We start from the raw sequence: 23,954 nt of genomic DNA on the forward strand, positions 1-23,954 counted from the left end.
AAAGTCTCCTGCTAATTCAGCACACATCAATCCAGTCAAACTTGAAATGTGGGCGATGCCAAAAGAAGAGCAAGTGGTTTTGGATACCTATCATAAGTACGAAAAACAACTTAAATCTCCACTTAAATTAGCTGATATTTTAGATCAAGCTTTAAGTTCTGATTCACCATATGCTGGTATTTTCATTCCAGGTGGGCATGGGGTTTTGGCTAAAATTCCTGAGAGTAAAGAAGTTAAGGCTTTATTAAAATGGGCAGTGGATAATGACAAATATGTGATTACCTTATGTCATGGTCCAGCTTCTTTATTGGCAGCCGCTGTAGATGAAAATCCAAATGACTACATTTTTAAAGGTTATCAAGTTTGTGTTTTCCCAGATTCATTAGATAAAGGTGCCAATATTGATATTGGATATATGCCAGGACAATTGCCGTGGCTCGTCGGTGAAAATTTAGAAAAACTTGGTGTAGAAATCTTAAATAAAGGAATTACTGGGCAAGTTCATCAAGATCGAAAACTGTTAACGGGTGATAGTCCCTTAGCCTCTAATAATTTGGGTAAACTTGCTGCTGAAACTTTATTAGCTGATCCAAGCCTTAACGCATAAGTTATTTTATAAGTTCAAAGCCCAATTCAATATTGGGCTTTTTCTTGAGCAAAATTTAAAATCTGTAAGCTAGCTGACAAATCGTCTCCGCAATATTGATTATGTTAGAAAAGTAGCAAGAGACAATCAGATATTTAGAGATCATCAATGAAAATATGTATTTATGGTGCAGGTAGTATTGGATGCTATCTTGGTGGTAGGCTGGTTGCTGCTGGCTATGACATAGATTTTATTGTTCGTCCTAGAGTTCAGCAAGAACTTCAAACTTACGGTTTAACTGTTTCAGATTACACAGGATTCAAGCAAACCATTTCTGCAAATCAATTACAAATCAGCATTGATCCCAATACAGCAGCTCATGCAGATATTGTCTTGGTTTGCGTAAAATCAGCATCTACTGAACAAGTAGCCCGTGAATTAAAAGATATTTTAAAGAAAAAGACCATTATTATTAGTTTTCAAAATGGCTTAAGTAATGTGGGAATTCTAAAACGAATTTTAACAGACCACACTATACTCGAAGGAATGGTACCTTTTAATGTCGCAGCTTTGGGGAGTGGTCGATTCCACCAAGGAACAGATGGTGCTTTGTATGTAAAAAGCCATGAGCAATTAGCTGAACTCGTGCATGCATTTAAAAAAGCAAAGCTAGAAATTCAGTTAGAACAGGATATGCAAGCTGTGCAATGGGCAAAATTATTGTTGAACTTAAATAATTCAATTAATGCACTCTCACAGCTTCCACTGAAGCAAGAATTATCTATTCGAGAATATCGTCAATGTTTAGCACTTGCCCAATTAGAAACCTTAAATTTATTAAAAATAGCCAAAATTAAACCAGCAAAACTGACCCCAATTCCAGCACAATTTATTCCTAAAATTTTAAAACTACCCAATCCTATATTTAAGATTATAAGTAAGAAAATGCTCGCGATTGATCCACTTGCACGTTCTTCGATGGCTGATGATCTTATGGCTGGAAGAAAAACTGAAATCGATTGGATCAATGGTGAAGTTGTTAATTTAGCGAGCCAATTGAATTTGACAGCACCAATTAACCAGAAACTAATTGAGCTGGTAAAACAAGCAGAATCAGAGCCGAAAGCATGGTCTGGATCAAAACTTAAAGTACAGCTAATGCAATTCTGATTCGATTCTCCATAAAAAAAAGCGTATAGCATCGCTATACGCTTTTCGATAAGAAATTTAGATTAGACTGCTTTTGTTGTCTCTTGTGGTCCGAATCTTGTTACCCAAATTCCAAAAATCGTCGCAAAAATATACATGAAGATCGAATATACAGCAGCAGGCATTGCGATGGTGGTACTTGCCATAACTGTTAGTGCAATAGTCATTGCCAGCGTACTATTATGGATACCGATTTCAAATGCACATGCACGTGCTTGATATGAACTGATACCAAACATTCGTGGTACGAAATAACCAACCATTAAACTAATTGCACAGAAAAGTGCGGTAGCCAAGCCAATTTGCCCAATGTAATTCATTAGGTTCTCGCGCTCAGTAATAATTGCACCTAGAATAATGATTACGAGAAAGATCACAGCAAAAATACGTACTGGACGGTTAAGCTTTTCAGCAAAATGAGGTGCATAATGACGAATTAACATCCCGATACCAACAGGCACCAAAATAATTAAAAACACCTGCATCACTTTTGAAAACTGCAAACCAACTTGCTGACCTTCATTCATAAAATGAAGAATAGAAAAATTGACAATAAAAGGAAGGAATACGGCTGCTAGCACAGCATTAATCGCTGTTAAACTAATATTGAGCGCAATGTCACCCTTATATAAATAGCTAAATAAGTTTGCAGTTGTTCCTCCAGGGGAGGCTGCGAGTAGCATTAAACCAACAGCTAACAATGGTGGTAAGGCTAAAATTTTACAGATTAAAAAAGCAATCCCAACCAATAGAAACAACTGACAGAATAAAGCGATAAAGACAACTTTTGGATGCTTACTAATCCTAGCAAAATCTTTTAATGTTAATTCTAAACCAAGCCCCGCCATAACTATTGCTAAGGCAATCGGTAAAAAAAGTGTAATCAACCCTGAATCCATATCTGTTTCTTCCGTTTAATAAATATTATTTTGTATGAGTAAATGTTGTTTCATCGTGTCAGATAAGAAATCGAATCCTTTGATTTCTTATGGCTCTTGGGAAAGCAGACACGACGAAAACAACATATCTCAAAAACCAATACGATATGCATGTGAATTTAGTTATTTTTACTAAATCTTTTCACTTATTAATACTACGCATTTTTCTATCGGACTTTGTCTACTTTACGACAAATTTATAAAAATTTAATCCACTACATTTAGACTTGGCGTTCATTTAAGAGGTTTGGTTACATTTCTACAACCATAAATAATGCGTACAGTTCTGTATGTGATTATGAGTGCTTGTGCTTTCTGAAAGAGTGGTAGCCCCCAAGTATCCTAATAAAAAATAATAAAAAATATTGTTTTATAACATATAGATATATTAGTTTTAAGCGGGAAAATTTACATGGATTTAATTTGGTAAATAATTATCGTTTTCATATAAATTCATCAAAAGTAATTGGCTTAAATGCACAAGTGTATTGAAATTATGGTCAATGACAGCAAATTACATCGAGATTGATAATTCCCGCCAATTTGATGCCTATAACCATTTACTCAGCTTGAATAAGTGAAAGTTGTAGAAATCTTTAGAACGAAATAAAAGAATTTATATTACAAAATGCGGAATAAAATATGGATACTATAGCGCGTGTAGAAGTAGAGCCAGAAGTTAAAGTCCATAAGAAACAAAAAATCACTTGGATCGTATTTTCGCTACTTTCGCTATTTCTATTGATTGGGGTGATGTACTACTTTTTTATATTTCGATTCTATCAATCTACAGATAATGCCTATGTTCAAGCTGATCTCACTTGGGTAATGCCAAAAGTCACAGGTGAAGTGGTTGAGTTGGTTATTAATGACAACCAATTTGTCAAAAAAGGTGAGACGTTAGCAGTACTAGATCAACGTGATTATCAAGCGAGACTTAATCAAGCAAAATCATTAGTTACATTAAAAGAAGCGGCACTGGCCGTTCAAGAACAAAATGAAAAATCAGCACAATCTTCAATTCACGAAGCAAATAGTGGTGTGCTTGCTGCTCAAGCAGATTTATCACGTCTAAAAAAAGATTTTCTACGTTATCAAGATTTATTAAAGGATGGCGTGATTACGCGACAAAATTTTGAAAATATTCAATCCCAATATTTATCGGCACAGGCTCAACTTAGTCGTGCATCAGCAGGTGTAAATGCAGCAGAAGCTCAGTTTGGTAGTTTAAAAGCGAGTCGCGCACAATTACTGGCTGATATTCAAAATGCAAAGGCGAGTTTAGACCTTTATCAAATAGATTTAGCATCAGCAAGGATTATAAGTCCTGTAACTGGCAAAGTAGGTAGTTTGGCAATACAAAAGGGCTCTCGTGTAAGTCCACAAACTCGCTTAATGGCGATTATTCCTGATAATAGTTTATATGTACAAGCAAACTTTAAAGAAACACAAATCCAAAAAATGCATATCGGGCAAACGGTTTCCTTAAAGTTAGATGCTTATCCAAGCCTAACTTATACAGGAAAAATTGAAAGCTTTTCTCCTGCATCAGGAGCAACCTTTTCGCTTATGCCCCCCGACAATGCAACAGGGAACTTTAATAAAGTTGTTCAACGAATTCCTGTTCGAATTGCAATTGATCCAAGTCCCCATATTGAGCTTATCAAGCCCGGTATGTCTGTTAAAGCCAAGGTCAATTTAAAAACTTAAGCATTGCGATTTTAGGGACTTAAACATGGATAAGCGTCTAAATGAGGAATGGAAATTCCCGACTAAAGTCGCGTGGGTCATTTTTATAGCCATGATTTTTGGCAATTTTATGGCGATTTTAGACATTCAAATTGTTGCGAGTTCTTTAAATGAAGTTCAAGCAGGAATGAGCGCAAGCCGTTATGAAGTCACTTGGGTTCAAACGGTGTATTTGATTGCTGAAATTATTGCGATTCCGATGTCTAGCATTATCTCGAGAGTTTTATCGACAAGGATTTATTACACGATTTGTGCAGTTGGATTCACGATTAGTTCTCTACTTTGTGCAATGGCATGGAATCTTGAAAGTTTACTTGTATTTCGTGCCATACAAGGGTTTATGGGGGGCGGTATGATTCCAACCTCAATGACAGCGCTTTATTTACTATTTCCTGAAGCTAGACGTGCATTGCCTTTGGTTTTGTTTGGCATGATTAGCACCTTAGGACCTGCGATTGGGCCCACTGTTGGTGGTTGGTTAACAAATAGTTTTTCATGGCACTGGATGTTCCTGATCAATATTATTCCTGGAATCATCATTGCAACGATTATTTTTTCAGGACCAGACATTGATCGCGCAGATCATAGCTTACTGAAAAAAATGGACTGGATCAGCCTTATTGCTATGGCAATGTTTTTGGGCGGTTTGGAATATTTCCTCGACGAAGGCGCCAGACACGAATGGTTAGTTGATACAGGTGTCCGCACTGCATTTTTGATTTGTATTGCAGGGGGATTGATATTTTTCTATCGAAGCTTCACACAACCTAAGCCATTGTTGGACTTGAGTGTTTTTAAAAATAAGAATTTTACCCTAAGTGCCATTATCACTTTTGTGATCGGTATGGCGTTATACGGTTTGGGATACATGATCCCCGTTTTTCTCGGACAAGTACGAGAAATGAATAGCAGCCAAATTGGACATATCATGATGGTCACAGGTGTGGTGATGTTCTGTTTTGCTCCGTTTTTAGCATGGTTGATTCCAAATTTCGATACCAGAAAAACTGTTTTCGTTGGGATGATTATGGCGGGATTTGGTGTATGGCTAAACTCACATTTAAGTATTCACAGTGATTATGACTTTATGTTTTGGCCGCAAATATATCGTGGTATCGGCCTGATGATTTGTTTGATTGTGGTTTCACATCTCGCGATGAGTACATTGCCATTGAATAAAATTGCTGATGCCAGTGGGATTTATAACCTGATGCGGAATATTGGTGGGGCCGTGGGGCTTGCATTAATCAACTCATCCCTAGATTGGCTAACAGCATTACATGTCACGGAATTAAATCAATATATGACGCCACAGAATTGGGTTTTTGTAGAGCGTTTAGAACAACTCACCGCGCAATATCAAGAAGTGGGTGCAAATGCTCAACAAATTGCACTCAGTATTATTTATCGTGACATTCATTATCAAGCATTGACATCAAGTTTTAATGATTTACTGCGTATGCTTGCAATTATTATATTTGTTGCAGCCTTTCTCACATTTTTCATGAATAGGGGGAAGAAAATGAAAGTCTAAAAAATATATTAGAGGGTAAATTTCCATAAGATGGAAAATAAATTTTAAATAAAAATAATATTTATATAAGTATTAGGTTGTCTTGGGGACGAAAATACTTATATAAGTTTTAAAGGTTATATCTTATGATTAAGACAACATATAAACTTATTTCTAAATTAAACAACAAAGAATCAACCTATGGAAAATATGTTGAAAAAGAGAAAATCGATATTGTTCAACTAAAAGTGATGTATTCAATTTATGAACAATATTATGAAAATACAAAATTTTCTATCTTTGTTGATGACTTTAAGAAGAAAAGTGGTGCGATTGTAATATTTAGCTCGATAACACATGAGATCGTTGGTTTTTCTACAGTTGCAGTTCAACATTTTTATTTTGAAGGGAAAGATTATACCGTTTTATTCAGTGGAGATACGGTTATTCAAAAGAAGTATTGGGGAACGAGAACACTACAAAGTGCAATGTTGAAGTTTATGATGAAACTTAGGGTTAAATACCCGGCGAATTCAAACATGAGGTGCGACAGTTTCAAAAGCCTTATGATAATCAACAAGCTGAGCAAATTTCTCTAATGGTGTAAGCCAATCTAACGCTTTTCTAGGACGAGTATTCAGTGACATGGCAACTTGATTTAAATAATGCTGATCTGCCTGATTTAAATCAATCCCTTTAGGTAAATATTGCCTAATTAAACCATTCATATTTTCGCATGTGCCTTTTTGCCAGGGTGAATGTGGGTCACAGAAATATACATCTATGCCTAAATCTTCTTCAAGTATTTTATGTTCTGCCATCTCGCGTCCACGGTCATAGGTCAACGTTTTACGCAGTTCTGCAGGTAAATATTTCAGAGCTTCAGTTAAAGCCTTGCGCACTGATTCTGCCTTTGCATCAGGTAATGTTGCCAAGATACAGAGCCGTGTATTTCGTTCAATAAGTGTTGCTATCGAACTTTTATTGTCTTTACCTTTAATTAAATCAGCTTCCCAATGACCCGGTATTTTTCTTTCTTGAACTTCGGCTGGGCGCTCATGAATAGTTTTAATATCCTGTAATATAGAATCTTTTTTAGGTTCACCGTTAGCTTTTCGCTTTTTATTTTCATGACGTAGACAGGATAATAAGTCTTTTTTCAACTCACCCTTGGGTAATGCTCGTATCGTTGAATAAATCGTTGTATGGCTTACATTCATTGTTTGATCCAAATCAGGAAATGTCTTTAAACGCTTTGCTATTTGCTGAGGAGACCATAAACAACGGATCGCTTCAACAATAAATTTCCAGAGGATTGAAACGATTTTGAGTTTTCTGTGACCACGTCTACGTCTAGCGAAGGTGTTATCAGAAGCATATTGAGCTTGATAAACGTCATTGATGCTATTTCTTTTAAGCTCACGATAGATCGTACTAGGATGTCTTTTAATGAGTTCAGCAAATTTTCTGGCTGAAAAGCCTTCTTTTCTTGACTCAAGCATTAATGCAGTACGATCTTCAAAGTTAAGATGATGGTATGACAATTTTATATACTCCATAAACCCTTTAAATTAATTAGGTGGTTTATGTCGCACTTCAAGTTTTACTCTGCCCCCATTTAATGAGTTGTATTGGTTATTGATATCAAAAGGTTATAAAACTTACTTATTATTAGCCAATAACTATTATGTATATTATCCAAATATGCAAGATGATAATCAGCACCTTGCAGCAGTTGTCGATCATTATTGTGAGAATTTCTTTAGTGAGTATTATGATAAAGATATTGGATTATTAAACTTTGGTGAGGATTATCAGCCTTTAAAAGGTGAAGTTGCACCAATTACCGATGAGATGAGAACAAAAAATCCCAAAATTGAATTTTTTGAGCAGCTTAATCCCACATGGACAGCAGGGACTGAATTACCCTGTATAGGAAGGTTAGGTTGGAAAGATTTAGCTCGCTTCCCAGTAAAGTTAATATCCAAGCCGATAAGTAAAGGACGTTGCGAGGCAATTATTACAAAACAAAATATCCAAACTGGAGTTTCAAAATGAGATACGAACAATGGCTAAGCTCAGGATCACATTTTATTTTGAAGCAGTGGTGTAATACGACCGATAGAAAGTTTAAAAAAAACGCCAATCAACTAGAGGTTACCCAACGTAAAATTCTCAGCGCTATTTTACAATCTTCAACTTTAGCTATTGAAAATCGAGTTGTGAATTATGAGCAGTTCGTAAATGCCTTTATGCCAACTCGTTATAGCGCATGGCGAGAAGATATCCACCTATATCGAGAAGAAAAACGTGTACTTTCAAATAGTAAATTAATTCGTTTTCAACCGACGAGTGGCTCTAGTGAACAGATAAAATTTATTCCATACACTCAACAATTTTTGGATGAGTTGGATCAAGCGGTTGCAACGTGGTTGGCGAGCTTATATCGAAAATGTCCACAACTCCAACTAGGAACACATTATTGGTCCGTTTCGTGGTTACCTGAAAGCCAAAGAGAGATTTTAAAAGATAAAAACTTAAATGATGACAGCGCATTGCTAGGATTTGGGAAACGGATTTTATCTAAATTTACGCAGGCAGTTCCCAGTAATGTTGCATTTGCCTCAAATGCAGATGATGCTTTATTTGCCACGATTTGTTATCTCGTCGCAAATCGTAATCTCGCAATGATCTCTGTATGGAGCCCAACATTTGCATTGCAACTTCTTGATCGTTTGCAAAATATGCATAAGGAGGTGATGGCTGTATTAGCTACGGGGTCTTGGGGAGGTCGAGCTGTATCTTTACAACAAGTAAAAGCACCCTACTGTCGATATAGTGCTGAGTGTCTGAGCATGAGTATGGTTGATGGACAGATTGACTTTAAAAAATTATGGCCACGCTTAAGTTTAGTGTCTAGCTGGGATACAGCAGGTTCAAAAGCATGGGCGGACGCCTTAAAAGCAAGATTACCTTTTGTACAATTTGAAGGTAAAGGTTTATGGGCAACCGAAGGCGTTGTAACGATACCCTATCAGGATCAATACCCACTTGCTTATCAAAGTCATTTTTATGAGTTTGAATATTTAGAGGGAGAGCAACGTGGTCAAATTGTACCTTCATGGAAGCTCAAACAAGGTGATATTGTTAGCCCAATCATAAGTTCTGGTAATGGCTTATTAAGATATTGTCTCGATGATTGCATTCGTGTCACAGGCTTTTTAGAACAAGTACCGTGTTTTGAGTTTTTGGGTCGTCGTTTTGGTGTTGATCTCGTGGGTGAGAAACTAGCACCTGAAACTGCCCAACAACTTTTATCTCATCTTAATCAAACGCAATCGAAAGCAATCTCTTTACTGGCGATTGATACACAACAACAAACAAAACCTTTTTATTGTGTCTTATTTGAAGGTGATATTCATCATCAGATTGATCATGAATATATTGACCAGATCTTACGTCAGAATTTCCATTATGAACTTGCTCGTAATCTAGGGCAGCTGGATCAACCGCAAATTCGAAAAGCAGAAAATGGTTGGGATGCTTACAAAAAACTTGTGATGTATGACGGTATTATTGAAGGCAATATTAAGCCTGAACCTTTGAAAAAGATTAGCTTGAATAGTTTAGCGCAGCTATGAAACAAAGGATGAATAGGATGATGCAATTGGGGCATCGAATTGCTCGATATCAGTATTTAATACTTTCCAGTTTTTTAGTGATGAGTAGTCCTCTCAATGCCATGACTTTAGATCAGGCATTGAGTGCCAGTTTAAAATATGAAAGTCGTCTAGAACTAAGTCGTTTAGATGTAAATCGTTCCACCGCTATGTTAGAGCAAGCGAAGCAACGAGATGGTCTAAAAATCAATTTAGTTGGTCAGTTGGACTATGAAAGAATCGAAACACCTGAAACAGTGTTATTTCCCACTGAAGGTAATCGGCGAGGGCGTAGCCTACAACTTCAATTAGATTACCCGATTTATACTTCAGGTCGGCATCGTTTAGGTGTAGACGTCGCTAAAAGTCAAGTCGCTGCTCAGCATCAGGCTTTTTCAGACCGTCGATCAGAAACGATCTTAAATACAGTGATGGTTTATACCGATGTATTGAAGAAAAAAGCCATTCTAGATTTGAGAAAGAAAACACTCACAAACTTGCAGCGTTCGCTATTCGAATCACAACGTAGGTTTGATGTTGGTATGATCACACGTGCAGATTTGGCTCAAGTCTTGGCACAAGTTGCGCAAGGACAAGCCGATGTGACTCAGGCACAATCAAATCTCAGTATCAGTGAGGCGCAATTTTATCAGATTACGGGTATTTACCCAGAACATTTGGCTAAAGTTGATCAGCTACCCATGATTACGTTGAGTTTAGATGAGATCTTAGCTAAAACAAAAAATCACCCTGCACTGATCCAAGCTAAATATGAGAAGCAAGCAGCTGAACAACAATTTGCGCTTAGCAAAAGGGAGTTATGGCCGACTGTGATGTTAACCAGTCGTGCAGGTAAGCAAGAAGAGGCCAGTTATATCGGCTCTGAAAGTAATAACTATATGGTTGGAGTACAGTTAAATGTCCCTTTATTTGATGATGGAGTAAATCGTGCGAATGTACGCAAAGCCCAGACGGATGTGGATTTGAGTCATCAGAAGATTAGAAGTTTAGAGCTGGATTTAAACCAACGTGTACAAACCACCTATGCCCAGCTTTTAAGTGTTCGGCAAAATAAAAATGCACTTCAAAATGCTATCGATGCAGCAGAAATCGCATTGTTATATACCCGGAAGGAATTTGAATTGGGCACAAAAACGACTTTTGATTTACTTAATACCGAACAAAAACTACTGGATGTGAAAACACAAAAAACAGTGAATGAGCAAGATGAGATCGTTTTTGTTTATCAGTTATTAGATCAAATGGGTGAGTTAAATCAATTGATCACAACGCAACATCATAAATAGGGGAAATAACAATGAATACAAGCCCAGCCAGTCAGTATTTTGAAGGACAACTTGTTACAAGGGAAGCAACACAGGAAGATGATCAGGCCTTAAGAGCCTTGATCGCTGTACCGATGACAACACGCGGTATCCAGATTAGTTTTCAACGTGAACCAAGTTATTTCAAAGCTTCTGATATTTTGTATAAGCACAAATTGCATGTACTGATCGAGGATAAAGAAAATCGGAACAAAGTGGCTTGTTATAGCAATGGTTATCGCCCATGTTATGTCAATCGTGAGGTACAAAACTTTCGATATGCGAGTGATTTGCGGGTGGATCATCAATATCGCGGAAAATCTCTAGTGAAAATGCTAGGCGCTCATGTCGAAAAAAATATGCATGATCCTAATTTTAGTCAAATGATTATTTTTGATGATAATCATGCTGCGCGTGCGGCTATTCAGACACCTAAAACTGGAATGCCTGATTATTATGATGAAGGACTGATTGAGACTTTAACATTAACGAGTTTAGGCAGATTGAGTAAACTAAAAAAATATATAAAGGCTCAAACGTTAAATAATGAAACTGCTGATGAGATTTGGTCATGTACTGCTGGGATTGAATATATTGCTGCAATGAATGCTTTTGTGACGGAAATGTCAGATTATTATAATTTTATTCCTGCATATAATTTTGAAGAATTGGCTGAAGGGAATTGTTATTTTTCTGGTTTAAATCTTTCGGATTTTTTGCTTTATTTTCATAATGATAAAATCGTAGGAATGTTTGGGCTTTGGGATCAACATGGTCTTAAGCAAACCAAAATATTGAATTACAGTCGCATGATTGGATTGTTTCGTCCGATTTATAATTTATGTACGGTTTTTAGCAAAAGTTTAATTTTGCCAAAACGTGGTGACTCAGTGAAATACCATGTATTACATAGTTTATTGTGTCATCCAAACGCTTTGTCTTTGCATCATCGTATGCTCACCGATGCTTATCAGCGTTCCAAGCAATTGGGAATCGGTGCTGTAAGTTTTACCTTATCACATAAAGATCCCCGTTATCAGCTCAATCAATTTTATAAGGGAGAGCGTTTAACTGGAATGCATGGCTTTATTAGCTTTAAAGGTGATCCTCGTCCCAATTTTGACAAAAACTTAATCCCATATCTTGAGGTGGGACGGATCTAGCATGAATTGAACGGACTGCAAAATATTGAGTATTGAGCAGTCTTTTCAGAAATGAATGTTTGAAGGTGCTGTATTTCTGGACAGATTCTAGTTAAATCACTTCGAAATACAGACAAAAGTTATCAATTTTATAAAATACTTCTATAATAACGCCCATCATTACGAGTTGCAGAGTGCATGTCATCTCGACAATCTCTTGCGACTACGCATTATTAAGTCAATTTAACACTACAATTCGGCTTATTTATCAATATTTTCAATCTTTTGTGTCAAATAACACATCAGACTAACTTAGGTGCCAGCATGGAAATCAAGGTTAATTACCTCGACAACCTTCGACAAGAAGCCAAATTCGATGACTTTACGGTAATCGCAGATCAACCGATTCGTTATAAAGGGGACGGATCTGCACCGGGGCCATTTGACTACTTCTTGGCATCGTCGGCACTCTGTGCAGCTTATTTTGTCAAAGTATATTGCGCGGCACGTGATATTCCAACCGATAACATTCGATTATCCCAAAACAATATTGTTGATCCAGAAAACCGCTATAAACAGATTTTTAAAATTCAGGTTGAACTTCCAGCTGATATTTCTGAAAAAGATCGTCAGGGGATTTTACGTTCTATTGACCGTTGTACGGTAAAAAAAGTCATTCAAACGGGTCCTGAATTTGTCATCGAAGAAGTGGAAAGTATAGATGCAGATGCTCAAGCTTTATTGATGCCGAATCTTGCATCTGAAAGTACCACTTATATCCAAGGTAAAGATTTACCGTTAGAAGAAACCATTGCCAATATGTCGAGCATTTTGGCAGGCTTAGGTATGAAGATTGAAATTGCGTCATGGCGTAATATTGTACCGAATGTTTGGTCACTGCATATCCGTGATGCACAGTCACCGATGTGTTTTACCAATGGTAAAGGCTCAACCAAAGAAAGCGCACTAGCATCTGCATTAGGCGAGTTTATTGAACGTCTTAATTGTAATTTCTTCTATAACGATCAATTTTGGGGTGAAGAAATTGCCAACGCAGAATTTGTGCATTACCCAGACGAGAAATGGTTTAAACCAGGGCCAAATGGCGAACTACCAAAAGAAATCTTGGATGAATACTGTCTTGAGATTTACGACCCTGAAAAAGAGTTACTAGGTACGCATTTATACGATACTAACTCTGGGAATATTGAACGTGGGATTTGTTCACTTCCTTTTGTACGCCAATCTGATGGCGAAACAGTTTACTTCCCATCAAACTTGATCGAAAACTTGTACCTCAGTAATGGTATGAGTGCAGGGAATACATTAGAAGAAGCCCAAGTTCAGTGCTTATCTGAAATTTTCGAACGTGCTGTAAAACGTGAAATTATCGAAGGTGAAATTGCACTACCTGATGTTCCTGAAGAAGTTTTGGCTAAGTATCCAAGTATTGTTGCAGGTATCCAAGGCTTAGAAGAACAAGGTTTTCCAGTATTGGTTAAAGACGCCTCTTTGGGCGGTCAATTTCCTGTGATGTGTGTCACTTTGATGAACCCACGCACAGGTGGTGTGTTTGCTTCATTTGGTGCGCATCCAAGTTTTGAAGTGGCTTTAGAACGTAGTTTGACTGAGTTATTGCAAGGCCGTAGTTTTGAAGGTCTCAATGACTTACCTCAGCCAACCTTCCAAAGTGAAGCAGTGACTGAACCGAATAATTTTGTGGAACACTTTATTGATTCAAGTGGCTTAGTCTCTTGGCGTTTCTTCAGCGCAAAATCTGATTATGATTTTGTAGAATGGGATTTCACCAATGACGGTGAAAACTCGAATGCGGATGAGGCTGCTGAATTATTCGGCATTCTTGAAGAAATGGGCAAAGAAGTCTACATGGCTGTCTATGAACATTTAGGTGCGACAGCTTGTCGTATCCTCGTACCCGATTATTCAGAAATTTATTTAGTTGAAGATTTGATTTGGGACAATACCAATAAAGCATTGGCATTCCGTGAAGATATTCTAAATATTCATCGTTTAGATGACGAGCGTCTTGAAGCACTGGTTGAGCGTTTAGAAGAATGTGAACTTGACGATTACACAGAAATCACGACCTTAATCGGCATTGAATTTGATGACAATACTGTTTGGGGACAATTGACACTGCTTGAATTAAAACTCCTTATTTATGTTGCTTTGAAGCAATTTGAAGAAGCAAAAGATTTAGTTGAGCAATTCCTGCAATACAACACCAACACTGTAGAACGTGGTTTGTTCTATCAATGTATGAATGTTGTGCTAGAAGTCATTCTCGATGATGAGATGGAATTAGAAGATTACGACAAAAACTTCCGTCGTATGTTTGGTGATGAACGTATGGATGCTGTCGTGGGCTCTGTCGAAGGCACAGTTCGTTTTTATGGTCTAACACCAACCAGTATGAAACTCGAAGGTTTGGATCGTCATTTACGTTTGATTGAGAGCTACAAGAAGTTGCACGCTGCTCGTGCAAAAGCAGTCGGTTTAAATAAATAATTAACAGCATGAGTTTTTAAATTCATGCTGAATACACTTGACTAAAAGCGCTTATATCGCGGAGGTCAAGTGTATTTTTTTATTAAAATCAGTTAAATAAATTAAAATTATATTTTATTATGAATGGTATTCATAATTTATGATTATAAAAAATCATTTCATGCATATTTAGATTCTCTGTAAGCTAGAAAACACAATAAAACATGTTTTGGTATGGAGTAACCAATGAAACATATAAATAGCTTATCGGTTTTATAAGATTTCAACAGAATTTCTGAACTGTTATGAAAAATTAATTTTCAAAAAAAGATATTACAACGCTAAAGAGTAGAACAATGAAACAGCTCGATTTTTCTATTATTGATCCACATATACATCAGTGGGATCCTTACCATACTCCACATTCCGCAGCGGTATTGGTTAAGGCATTGGGGAAATATCCAGCGCTTATGGATAAGATTCTTCGCTTAGTAAAACCAAAAGCGTTATTGGACACTCTAGGGCATACTCAACATGTATTAAGCCCTTATTTGCCGATGCATTATCATCAAGATTTAGATGGGATACAGGTTGAAAGCGTTGTTCATGTCGAAGCCAATTGGCATCATCATAAAGGGTTTGGCGTTGTTGAAGAAACGAGATGGCTAAGCCAGTTAGATTTTTCAAAATATGATTTAAAGCTTGCTGCAATTGTTGCCACGGCGGATCCAAGTCACCGCAAATTCGTCGATATTTTAAAAGCTCATCGAGATGCAAGTCCTTTGTTTAGAGGAATTCGAAAGATGTCTTCTTGGCATGAAGATGACGGCATCTATCGCTGGTCTAAAACACCTCATTTATATCAGTCTAAAAAATTCTTAAAGGGATTTGAGCAACTCGCCCAAATGAATCTGTCTTTTGATGCTTGGGGATATTCAACTCAATTAAATGAGATCACTGCCTTGGCTAAGCAGTTTCCAGAAACAAGGATCGTGGTAGATCATCTTGCAACACCTGTAGGTTTATTTGGTGCAGTAGGGAAGAAGACAGGGAAAACTACTGCGCAACGTGATGCAATATTTCAGCAATGGCAAAACGGCCTAAGTGCTTTAGCGGAGCAGCCGAATGTGCATGCAAAAATATCAGGGCTTATGATGCCAGTATTGGGACATACATTTTATAAAGAAAATCGGACGGCAACTGTTGCTGAAATGGTTCAATTATTGACCCCATTGATACAGCATGCGATCCATGTCTTTGGTACAGGACGTATCATGTTCGCTTCGAATTATCCAATGGATAAACCTAATGCGCGTTTAACCGACTTAATACAGGCTTATATGCAAATGATTGAGCCTTATGGTTCTGAAGCTTTGCAAGCGATTTTTAGACAAAACGCAATCCATTTTTATCAATTAGACATCAACTAAACAAAGAGCCATGCTATGAAAAATTTTAATCAAAAAGTTGCCGCGATTACAGGTGCAGGTTCTGGAATCGGTCAACAACTCGCTATCTTATTGGCACAACAAGGTGCACATTTAGCCCTGAGTGATGTCAACGAGCAAGGCTTAGCTGAAACATTGGAACTTGTTAGATCCTATCCAGTTAAAGTCACGCTTAGCACCTTAAATGTGGTTGATCGCACTGCTGTAGAGGAATGGGCTACGAATACCGCCCAAGAACATGGAAAAATTAACCTCATTTTTAATAATGCAGGCGTGGCATTGGCAAGCACGGTTGAAGGAATGAGTTATGAGGAAATAGAATGGGTATTTGATATTAATTTTTGGGGTGTTGTACATGGTACCAAAGCATTTTTACCCTATTTAAAACAAAGTGGTGAAGGGCATATTATCAATATTTCCAGTCTATTTGGCTTAACAGCACAACCTACGCAAAGTGCATACAATGCGACTAAATTTGCAGTACGTGGTTTTACAGAATCACTTCGTCAAGAGCTTGACTTACAAGCCAACGGTGTAAGTGCAACTTGTGTCCATCCAGGGGGGATTCGCACCAACATTGCGAATAGCGCACGCATGAGTGATAGTATTCGTGCTTTAGGATTGAATCCTGCAAAGGCCAGTAAAGCTTTTAACAAGGTACTTAAAACCCCACCTGAAGAAGCTGCAAAAGTAATTTTAAATGCGGTTAAAAAAGATCAGCGCCGAGTTTTAATTGGCAATGATGCCAAAATTTTAGATCTAATTCAGCGTGTAGCACCATCACATTATGCGCAAGCATTGAATTTGTTCACCAAAAAGAAAAAGTAAGATTTGAGTTCATCCTCTATTTAATTCACAAAGCTCTAAAGTAAAATGTAATTTAGGGCTTTGTGAATCAATAGCTTATGCTAAATATTGAATGTTAAACTCTCTATAAAACATTCCCAAAGCCAATATACCCATCATGACAGAGAGCGTTCTTAATAAAATGGTTTGTACTTTTATATCACTGAGTACTTTCTTTAGATTCCACGAAAAAAAGACATAAAGTCCGCCAATGATGGCAAGCGTGAAGATGGTAATAGACACTAAAAACCAGCTTTGCTTTTGCAATGACTGCGCGCCGAAGATAGCAGGTACAATCGCAAGATAAAATGAAATAGTTTTAGGATTACTCAAAGTAATTAACAGTCCATCTTTATAGGAAAAAAGCGTGTTTTTGAGATTTTCAGGTGCTTCATTTTCCAAAAGATTACCGTTAAAAAACCAAAACTTATAAGCTAAGTAAAGCAGGTACGAACTTGATAGTAGTATCAAATAAAAAACCAAATGTGGACTGAAATGATGAAGAGAAGAAAAAAGAAAAATTGAAATCAATAAAAAAGTGATATCTCCCGTGATGAGACCACACAGCATCATCAGTCCATTTTTATATCCCTGAACTAAAGTCTTAAACATAAGACCAGTCATGCCTGGTCCAGGGAGGATTGCTGCTAATCCTAAAGTTAAAACATAGGTCATTGTTTGTGTGAGATGTTCCATGTCAATTAAAACCAAATGAAATCGGATCTCTATTTTTTAATAAATACATAGGTAAATTTGATCTATATGTTCTAGTAAATATAAAAATTAGGGTATAAATAACCCTATATTTAAATTTAATAGAAATTTTATGCCTAATTTAAAAATTGATAAAACTGATGCAAGAATTTTAGAGTTGTTGCAAAAAGACTCAAGAACCACAAATGCTGACTTATCAGAACAGTTAGGTCTTTCAACCTCGCCCTGTTGGCGAAGAGTCAAACATTTAGAAGACACCAAAGTCATCAAAGGATACGGCGTTTTACTTGATCGCAAAAAACTTGGCTTAGGTGTGATGGTGTTTGTCCGTGTATCGATTGATAGTCATAGCGAAAGAGAGGCAAAGAAATTTGAAGAAGAAGTCACTGCCTTAGATTATGTCGTTGCATGTTATAGCATTGGAGGCGATGCAGACTTTTTGTTGCAAGTCGTATCACCAGATCTCGATACCTATGCTGAATTTTCAATGACGACCATTCGAAGATTGCCCGGAATCAAAGAAATGCAAAGTATGTTTGTGCTGAAGGAAATAAAGCCCTTTTTATGTTTTCCAGTAAAGCCTCAGAAATAAACACTAGTGCACTGATTTTGACTGATCACAGTGCATAAAAATAAAAATGCCTTGTTTTAAGCCAAAAAAGTATGACGAAATACAAAAATCGTATTACTAAACTGGCACGCCATTTGCTTCATTAATCCCATCATAAAGTGATCTAGGGTTCCGATAGACAACTCCTCAAAGTTGGCTATGACTGAGACCGAGAGTTCACGGTTCGCAAGAACTACACGGAGGGATAAAAGCCCGGGAGGTTGGACTTAAACCTTAAAAGAGGTCATGCGAATGAGCGAATATCATAACAACCAGATCCTTTGGACTGAAAAACTACCGGGTGGTCATCATTGGTCTGGACGAGTTCAGAAAGGGACAGTTTTACAATTCAAAGCGTTAGCTTCAAACGCCAATGTTTCACTGTTTTGTGTGAATGCTGAAGATAAACTTGAACGTTACAACATGCCAGACACCTTAAAAGGGCAACATACTGCATTTTTAACGACGGGCAATGTTTTGTATTCAGATTTAGGGCGTGTCATGGCATCGATCGTTAAAGATGACCATGGTTGGAATGATACGTTCTGTGGGGCGAGTCGTCCTGAGCAAATCAGTAAACAGTTTGGTCAACGTCGTTTTCAAGATGCACGAAATGAAATGTACAAAACGGTGTAGATGGCTTATTAGTAGAGATGGCGAAATTTTCACTGTCACAAACTGATTTAAGTGCAACCGTAAACCTTTTCTCAAAAGTGAGTCCCAATGATCAAGGTGCTCTAAGCTATACCCAATCAGACAATACCAGCCAAATCATTGAATTACGTTTTGAAATGGATTGTTTGGTTTTCCTTTCTGCTGCCCCACATGGTTTAGATAACAGTTCGCTCTATCAACCAAGCGATATTCAATTGTCTTTGTATAAAGCCAACTCTTTAGCCGACCACGATATTTGTCGTGATGCCTGTCCACAAAATCAACGTGCTTTTCAAAACAACGCACGTTACTACACATTGAGTTCAGCATATTAAGCTATAGGAGAAGCATCATGACGAGTTTACATACTTTTGAAAAAGCAACATTAAGTGAAGTTTGTCCTGCGGGTGAAGCGTGGATGTGCGAAGTCAAAAAAGGGCAATACTTTCGGATTATTGATTTAGAGGGCAATCAAGCTGTTGATACTTTGTTTATCTCAGCAGAAAATCCTGAAGAGCGTTATAGCGCTACAGATACGCTTGCCATGAATCAATATATCTATTTAGAAAAAGGCACATCTTTATACAGTAACTTTGGACGGTTAATTGCAGTCATTCATGATGATAACTGTGGTCGTCATGACACGTTGGGTGGTGCATGTTCTTGCGAAAGTAATACTGTGCGCTATGCAAATGAAACTTATCCTATGCATAGTTGCCGTAACAACTTCATGTATGCCTTAGCCAAACATCCCATCGCGAAAAAGCACAATTTGAATGTGCGTCACATTGGTCCAAATATCAATTTCTTTATGAATGTTCCTGTTACATCTGATGGACATTTGAAATTTGATGATGGTATTTCTGCACCTGGTAATTTTGTCGAGATCAAAGCAGAAATGGATTTAATCGTGCTGATCTCTAATTGCCCGCAACTGAATAATCCATGTAATGCCTATAACCCGACACCGATCCAATTAGTGATTCGTGATGGAGAGGAGGCTTAGTCTATGTTTAATAAAGTTTTAATCGCCAATCGTGGAGCGATTGCTTGTCGTGTTATTCGAACACTAAAAAAACTAGGTATTCAATCCGTTGCTGTGTACTCTGAGGCAGACCGAGATTCATTGCATGTGACCTTAGCAGATGAAGCGATTTATATCGGTGATGCACCCGCGAGTCAAAGTTATCTCAATGTTGACAAAATTTTAGAAGTCGCCAAACAAACAGGTGCGAATGCCATCCATCCAGGTTACGGTTTTCTATCTGAAAATGCTGAATTTTGTGATCTGTGTGAATCACAAGGAATTGCATTTATCGGCCCAAACTCAGCTCAAATGCGTGCATTTGGCTTGAAACATACCGCTAGAGAGCTTGCAATCGAAGCAAATGTGCCACTATTGCCAGGTAGCCAACTTTTGGCTGACGAAGCAGAGGCATTGGTTGAAGCAAAGCGCATTGGTTATCCTGTGATGCTAAAAAGTACCGCAGGCGGTGGTGGTATCGGCATGCGCTTGGTATGGAATGCTGAAGAACTTAAAGATGCTTTCGCAACAGTTTCTTATCTTGCGCAGGCAAACTTTAAAGATGCAGGACTGTATTTAGAGAAATTTGTACAGAATGCTCGCCACATCGAGGTGCAAATATTTGGTGATGGTCAAGGACAAGTTTTAGCGTTAGGTGAACGAGATTGTTCTGTTCAACGTCGCAATCAAAAAGTTATTGAGGAAACGCCAGCACCACATCTAAATGATCAACAACGTTCATATATTCAGAAAGTTGCAATTCAACTCATGCAATCCGTGAATTATCGCTCAGCGGGTACTGTTGAATTTGTGATGGATACGGACACGCAAGACTTTTACTTTTTGGAAGTAAATACCCGCCTTCAAGTTGAACATGGTGTCACAGAACAAGTATACGGCGTGGATTTGGTTGAATGGATGGTCACACTTGCGAGTGGCGACTGGACAGCACCTACGCAATCTTTGAAATCAGTAGGACATTCGATCCAAGTTCGTTTGTATGCTGAAGACCCGATCAAAAACTTCCAACCGAGTGCAGGTTTACTGACCTTTGTTGAATTTGATGATCAAGCACGTAATGAAACATGGGTAGAAACTGGCTCGACTGTTTCCTCATTTTACGATCCGATGATTGCTAAAATTATCGTCACGGCAAATGATCGAGATGCGGCTATTCAAGCAATGAATCATAGCTTAGCCAAAACTCAGGTGGCAGGTATCGAAACCAATCTTGAGTATTTACAGAATATTATTGATTGTGAAGTGTTTAAAGCGGGTACTCAAACCACTCGTTTCCTCAATACTTTTGAGTGGAAAACTCAAAAAATCGAGGTATTTCAAGCTGGTATTCAAACCTCCATACAAGATGTTACTGGGCGTTTAGGTTACTGGGATGTGGGTGTACCACCGTCTGGAGCGATTGACCCTTTATCTTTAAATGTGGCAAACCAACTACTTGGCAATGCATCTAATAGTGCAGGTTTAGAATGTACATTGCATGGACCTACTTTAAAGTTTCACTGTGATAGCCAAATCGTGCTTGCAGGTGGTGACATGCCGTCAACCTTAGATGGTGTGCACATTTCAATGTGGCAAACGGTGAATGTCAAGAAAGGGCAAATCCTTAAATGCGGTAAAATCATCACAGGATGTAGAACGTATATTGGCATCAAAGGTGGTTTGAATGTTCCTGAATATTTGGGTTCACAAGCGACATTTACCTTAGGTCAATTTGGTGGTCATGCAGGACGTAATTTGTTAATTGGTGATATGTTGCCAATCACTTCGTTTAGTTCAGACCAACAAACAAGTTTAAATGCAGAACAAGTCCCGACATTCTCAAACAGTTGGGAAATTGCGGTGATGTATGGTCCGCATGGCGCGCCTGATTTTTTCACCAAACAAGATATTGATGCCTTCTTTGAACATTCCTTCGAAGTACATTTCAATTCAAGTCGTACAGGGATTCGATTGATCGGTCCAAAGCCAGAATGGGCGCGTGAAGATGGCGGTGAAGCAGGTTTACATCCTTCTAATATTCATGACAATGCCTATGCTATTGGAGCAATCGACTTTACTGGAGACATGCCGATCATTTTAGGTCCCGATGGTCCAAGTCTTGGTGGTTTTGTTTGCCCAGCGGTCGTTGTGCATTCTGAACTTTGGAAATTAGGTCAACTAAAAGCAGGAGACAAAGTTAAATTTGTTCCTATTCGATATGAACAAGCAACCGAATTAAATCAAACATATCATCATATGCTCAGTACAGAGCATCTTAATGATGTGCAATTTGGTCAAAGCTTTTATGCTGAGTTTGATAGCTTAAATGATGCCGTATTAGATCGTTTAGATGGTCAAGATCATACGCCAAATGTTGTTTATCGCCCCGCTGGTAATAACTACATGTTGGTTGAGTATGGCGAATTGGTTTTGGACCTGAATTTGCGATTCCGCATACACGCATTAATGCAGTGGGTTAAAGATCAAAACATCATAGGTATCATTGATCTAACACCGGGAATACGTTCACTTCAAATTCATTATGACTCACTCAAACTGGATCAACAGAATTTATTGAACCTCCTTAAACAAGCCGAAACCGAATTACCTGATGTGACTGAAATGCAAGTTCCTTCACGTACCGTGTATTTACCTTTGGCTTGGGAAGATTCACAAACGCAGTTGGCAACTGATCGTTATATGCAAACGGTGCGTCCTGATGCACCGTGGTGTCCAGACAATATCGAATTTATTCGTCGCATTAATGGTCTAAAAGATAAGCAAGCCGTAAAAGACGTGGTGTATAACGCAAATTATTTGGTGATGGGCTTAGGTGATGTATATCTCGGTGCACCAGTTGCGACACCGCTTGATCCACGGCAACGACTCGTAACGACTAAATATAATCCTGCACGAACTTGGACACCTGAAAATGCTGTTGGAATCGGCGGTGCTTATATGTGTGTCTATGGAATGGAAGGACCGGGTGGCTATCAGTTTGTGGGTAGAACAACGCAAATGTGGTCTCGCTATCGTAGAAATGCAGACTTTGAGCAAGGTAAACCGTGGTTATTGCGCTTCTTTGATCAGATTAAATTCTATGAAGTTTCTGAAACAGAACTCATGCAAATGCGTGAGGATTTTAAAGCAGGACGACTCAAACTCAGAATTGAGGAAGGTGTTTTAAACCTCAAAGAATATAATCAATTCTTATCAGACAATGCTGAAACTATTTCAAGTTTTAAAGCAACTCAACAAGCTAACTTTGATGCTGAACGTCGCCGTTGGCATGAGGCTGGGCTAGCAGAATATGTCTCAGAGAGTTTGGATGCTGTTGATGAAGGTGAAACTGTCATCATTCCTGATGGTGGTTGTGCCGTTGAATCACATATGCCGGGTTCGATTTGGAAAATTGAATGTCAATCTGGTGATATCGTTGAGGAAGGAGCAACGCTAGCGGTCATCGAGGCTATGAAAATCGAAATTCCGATTATTGCGCCCGAACGCATGAAAGTTGAAAGCATTACGATCGAAAAAGGACAAACTGTTAAAACAGGGCAAGTGTTATTTACGCTAGCGCCAGTGATTTGATGAAAGTAGTGATTTTAAGAGATCTATTATTAATAGGTCTCTTAAAAATTTTTATATGCACAGCTACACATTGATGCATTTAGCGTACCTAAATGGTGCGATTTGGTACATTTTTTAGGCATTTTAAAATGGGAAAATTATCCTCATTCGTGCTTCCTTTAGCTAAGTGTCTTATTTATCTTTTATTCTGACCGAATCCATACTATCTGATATTTTGGCATGCTTTATGCTTTTATTTATATACAACATAAATAGAGGAGAACAATAAACTTGATCACTAAATCACACACATCGGTTCATTCCAACATGTATAAAAAGAATAACCAGTACATGAGCAGTAACAATGGAATAAACTGATGAAATACTCTGCTTTCAAGCAAGCCCCATCTCAACGTAGTGGGGCTTTTTTATTATTTAATTTAAGTTTATTCAACAAAT

15 protein-coding genes, 4 pseudogenes and 1 riboswitch are annotated in these 23,954 nt (G+C 37.9%); of the genes and pseudogenes, 16 read left to right on the plus strand and 3 right to left on the minus strand.

Annotated features, from left to right (window positions below):
* Positions 1-28: 28 nt before the first annotated feature.
* Together F927_RS00830 and F927_RS00835 are read left to right on the plus strand one after the other, a co-directional pair.
* Positions 29-607 (plus strand): annotated as a pseudogene (locus tag F927_RS00830) (DJ-1/PfpI family protein); the annotation flags it as partial.
* Positions 608-754: 147 nt separating this feature from the next.
* Positions 755-1,756, plus strand: coding sequence for a 2-dehydropantoate 2-reductase (locus F927_RS00835; protein WP_005080623.1), 1,002 nt, complete (start codon positions 755-757; stop codon positions 1,754-1,756).
* A gap of 62 nt (positions 1,757-1,818) precedes the next feature.
* Here the strand turns inward: F927_RS00835 and F927_RS00840 are convergent, their stop codons facing one another.
* Complete coding sequence (locus F927_RS00840; RefSeq protein ID WP_005080626.1) at positions 1,819-2,694, minus strand: bile acid:sodium symporter family protein; 876 nt, start codon at positions 2,692-2,694, stop codon at positions 1,819-1,821.
* A gap of 681 nt (positions 2,695-3,375) precedes the next feature.
* Here F927_RS00840 and F927_RS00845 point away from each other — a divergent pair.
* The 3 genes and pseudogenes from F927_RS00845 to F927_RS00855 form a co-directional block, all read left to right on the plus strand.
* Complete coding sequence (locus tag F927_RS00845; RefSeq protein WP_005080628.1) at positions 3,376-4,443, plus strand: HlyD family secretion protein; 1,068 nt, start codon at positions 3,376-3,378, stop codon at positions 4,441-4,443.
* Positions 4,444-4,468: 25 nt separating this feature from the next.
* Positions 4,469-6,016, plus strand: a complete 1,548-nt coding sequence (locus F927_RS00850) for a DHA2 family efflux MFS transporter permease subunit (protein WP_005080630.1) — start codon at positions 4,469-4,471, stop codon at positions 6,014-6,016.
* Between the two features lie 125 nt (positions 6,017-6,141).
* Positions 6,142-6,528: pseudogene (locus tag F927_RS00855) on the plus strand (hypothetical protein); the annotation flags it as partial.
* Here F927_RS00855 and F927_RS00860 read toward each other — a convergent pair.
* Positions 6,529-7,554: an IS30-like element ISAba125 family transposase gene (locus F927_RS00860; RefSeq protein ID WP_080631714.1), complete on the minus strand. Its 1,026-nt coding sequence runs from the start codon at positions 7,552-7,554 to the stop codon at positions 6,529-6,531.
* Positions 7,555-7,609: 55 nt separating this feature from the next.
* Here F927_RS00860 and F927_RS00865 point away from each other — a divergent pair.
* The 7 genes and pseudogenes from F927_RS00865 to F927_RS00895 form a co-directional block, all read left to right on the plus strand.
* Positions 7,610-8,053, plus strand: a pseudogene (locus F927_RS00865) (hypothetical protein); the annotation flags it as partial.
* The gene (locus F927_RS00870; protein WP_005080638.1) at positions 8,050-9,636 is read left to right on the plus strand and encodes a GH3 family acyl-acid amido synthetase; all 1,587 of its coding nucleotides are present in this window, start codon (positions 8,050-8,052) and stop codon (positions 9,634-9,636) included. The pseudogene F927_RS00865 and the gene F927_RS00870, both read left to right, overlap by 4 nt.
* 17 nt (positions 9,637-9,653) lie before the next feature.
* The gene (locus tag F927_RS00875; protein ID WP_005080641.1) at positions 9,654-10,961 is read left to right on the plus strand and encodes a TolC family protein; all 1,308 of its coding nucleotides are present in this window, start codon (positions 9,654-9,656) and stop codon (positions 10,959-10,961) included.
* A gap of 11 nt (positions 10,962-10,972) precedes the next feature.
* The gene (locus F927_RS00880) at positions 10,973-12,142 is read left to right on the plus strand and encodes a hypothetical protein (RefSeq protein WP_005080643.1); all 1,170 of its coding nucleotides are present in this window, start codon (positions 10,973-10,975) and stop codon (positions 12,140-12,142) included.
* Positions 12,143-12,445: 303 nt separating this feature from the next.
* Positions 12,446-14,650: an OsmC domain/YcaO domain-containing protein gene (locus F927_RS00885; protein WP_005080645.1), complete on the plus strand. Its 2,205-nt coding sequence runs from the start codon at positions 12,446-12,448 to the stop codon at positions 14,648-14,650.
* Positions 14,651-14,985: 335 nt separating this feature from the next.
* Positions 14,986-16,059 (plus strand): amidohydrolase family protein, encoded by a 1,074-nt coding sequence (locus F927_RS00890; RefSeq protein WP_005080647.1) that lies wholly within the window; start codon positions 14,986-14,988, stop codon positions 16,057-16,059.
* 15 nt (positions 16,060-16,074) lie between these two features.
* A complete protein-coding gene (locus F927_RS00895; protein WP_005080649.1) occupies positions 16,075-16,905 on the plus strand; it encodes an SDR family NAD(P)-dependent oxidoreductase in 831 nt (276 codons plus the stop codon).
* Positions 16,906-16,980: 75 nt separating this feature from the next.
* On the opposite strand, the gene F927_RS00900 is transcribed toward F927_RS00895, so the two are convergent.
* The gene (locus F927_RS00900) at positions 16,981-17,619 is read right to left on the minus strand and encodes a LysE family translocator (RefSeq protein ID WP_004639194.1); all 639 of its coding nucleotides are present in this window, start codon (positions 17,617-17,619) and stop codon (positions 16,981-16,983) included.
* Positions 17,620-17,749: 130 nt separating this feature from the next.
* Here F927_RS00900 and F927_RS00905 point away from each other — a divergent pair, with 130 nt between their 5' ends.
* From F927_RS00905 to uca, 4 genes and pseudogenes are all read left to right on the plus strand, one after another.
* The gene (locus F927_RS00905) at positions 17,750-18,229 is read left to right on the plus strand and encodes an Lrp/AsnC family transcriptional regulator (protein WP_005080650.1); all 480 of its coding nucleotides are present in this window, start codon (positions 17,750-17,752) and stop codon (positions 18,227-18,229) included.
* A gap of 131 nt (positions 18,230-18,360) precedes the next feature.
* Positions 18,361-18,469: riboswitch (guanidine-I (ykkC/yxkD leader) on the plus strand.
* Between the two features lie 24 nt (positions 18,470-18,493).
* Positions 18,494-19,236: pseudogene (locus tag F927_RS00910) on the plus strand (urea amidolyase associated protein UAAP1).
* A gap of 17 nt (positions 19,237-19,253) precedes the next feature.
* Positions 19,254-19,907, plus strand: a complete 654-nt coding sequence (locus F927_RS00915) for an urea amidolyase associated protein UAAP2 (protein WP_005080657.1) — start codon at positions 19,254-19,256, stop codon at positions 19,905-19,907.
* 3 nt (positions 19,908-19,910) lie between these two features.
* The gene (gene uca / locus F927_RS00920) at positions 19,911-23,516 is read left to right on the plus strand and encodes an urea carboxylase (RefSeq protein ID WP_005080660.1); all 3,606 of its coding nucleotides are present in this window, start codon (positions 19,911-19,913) and stop codon (positions 23,514-23,516) included.
* Positions 23,517-23,954: the final 438 nt, after the last annotated feature.

Source organism: Acinetobacter haemolyticus CIP 64.3 = MTCC 9819, assembly GCF_000369065.1.
GTDB lineage: Bacteria > Pseudomonadota > Gammaproteobacteria > Pseudomonadales > Moraxellaceae > Acinetobacter > Acinetobacter haemolyticus.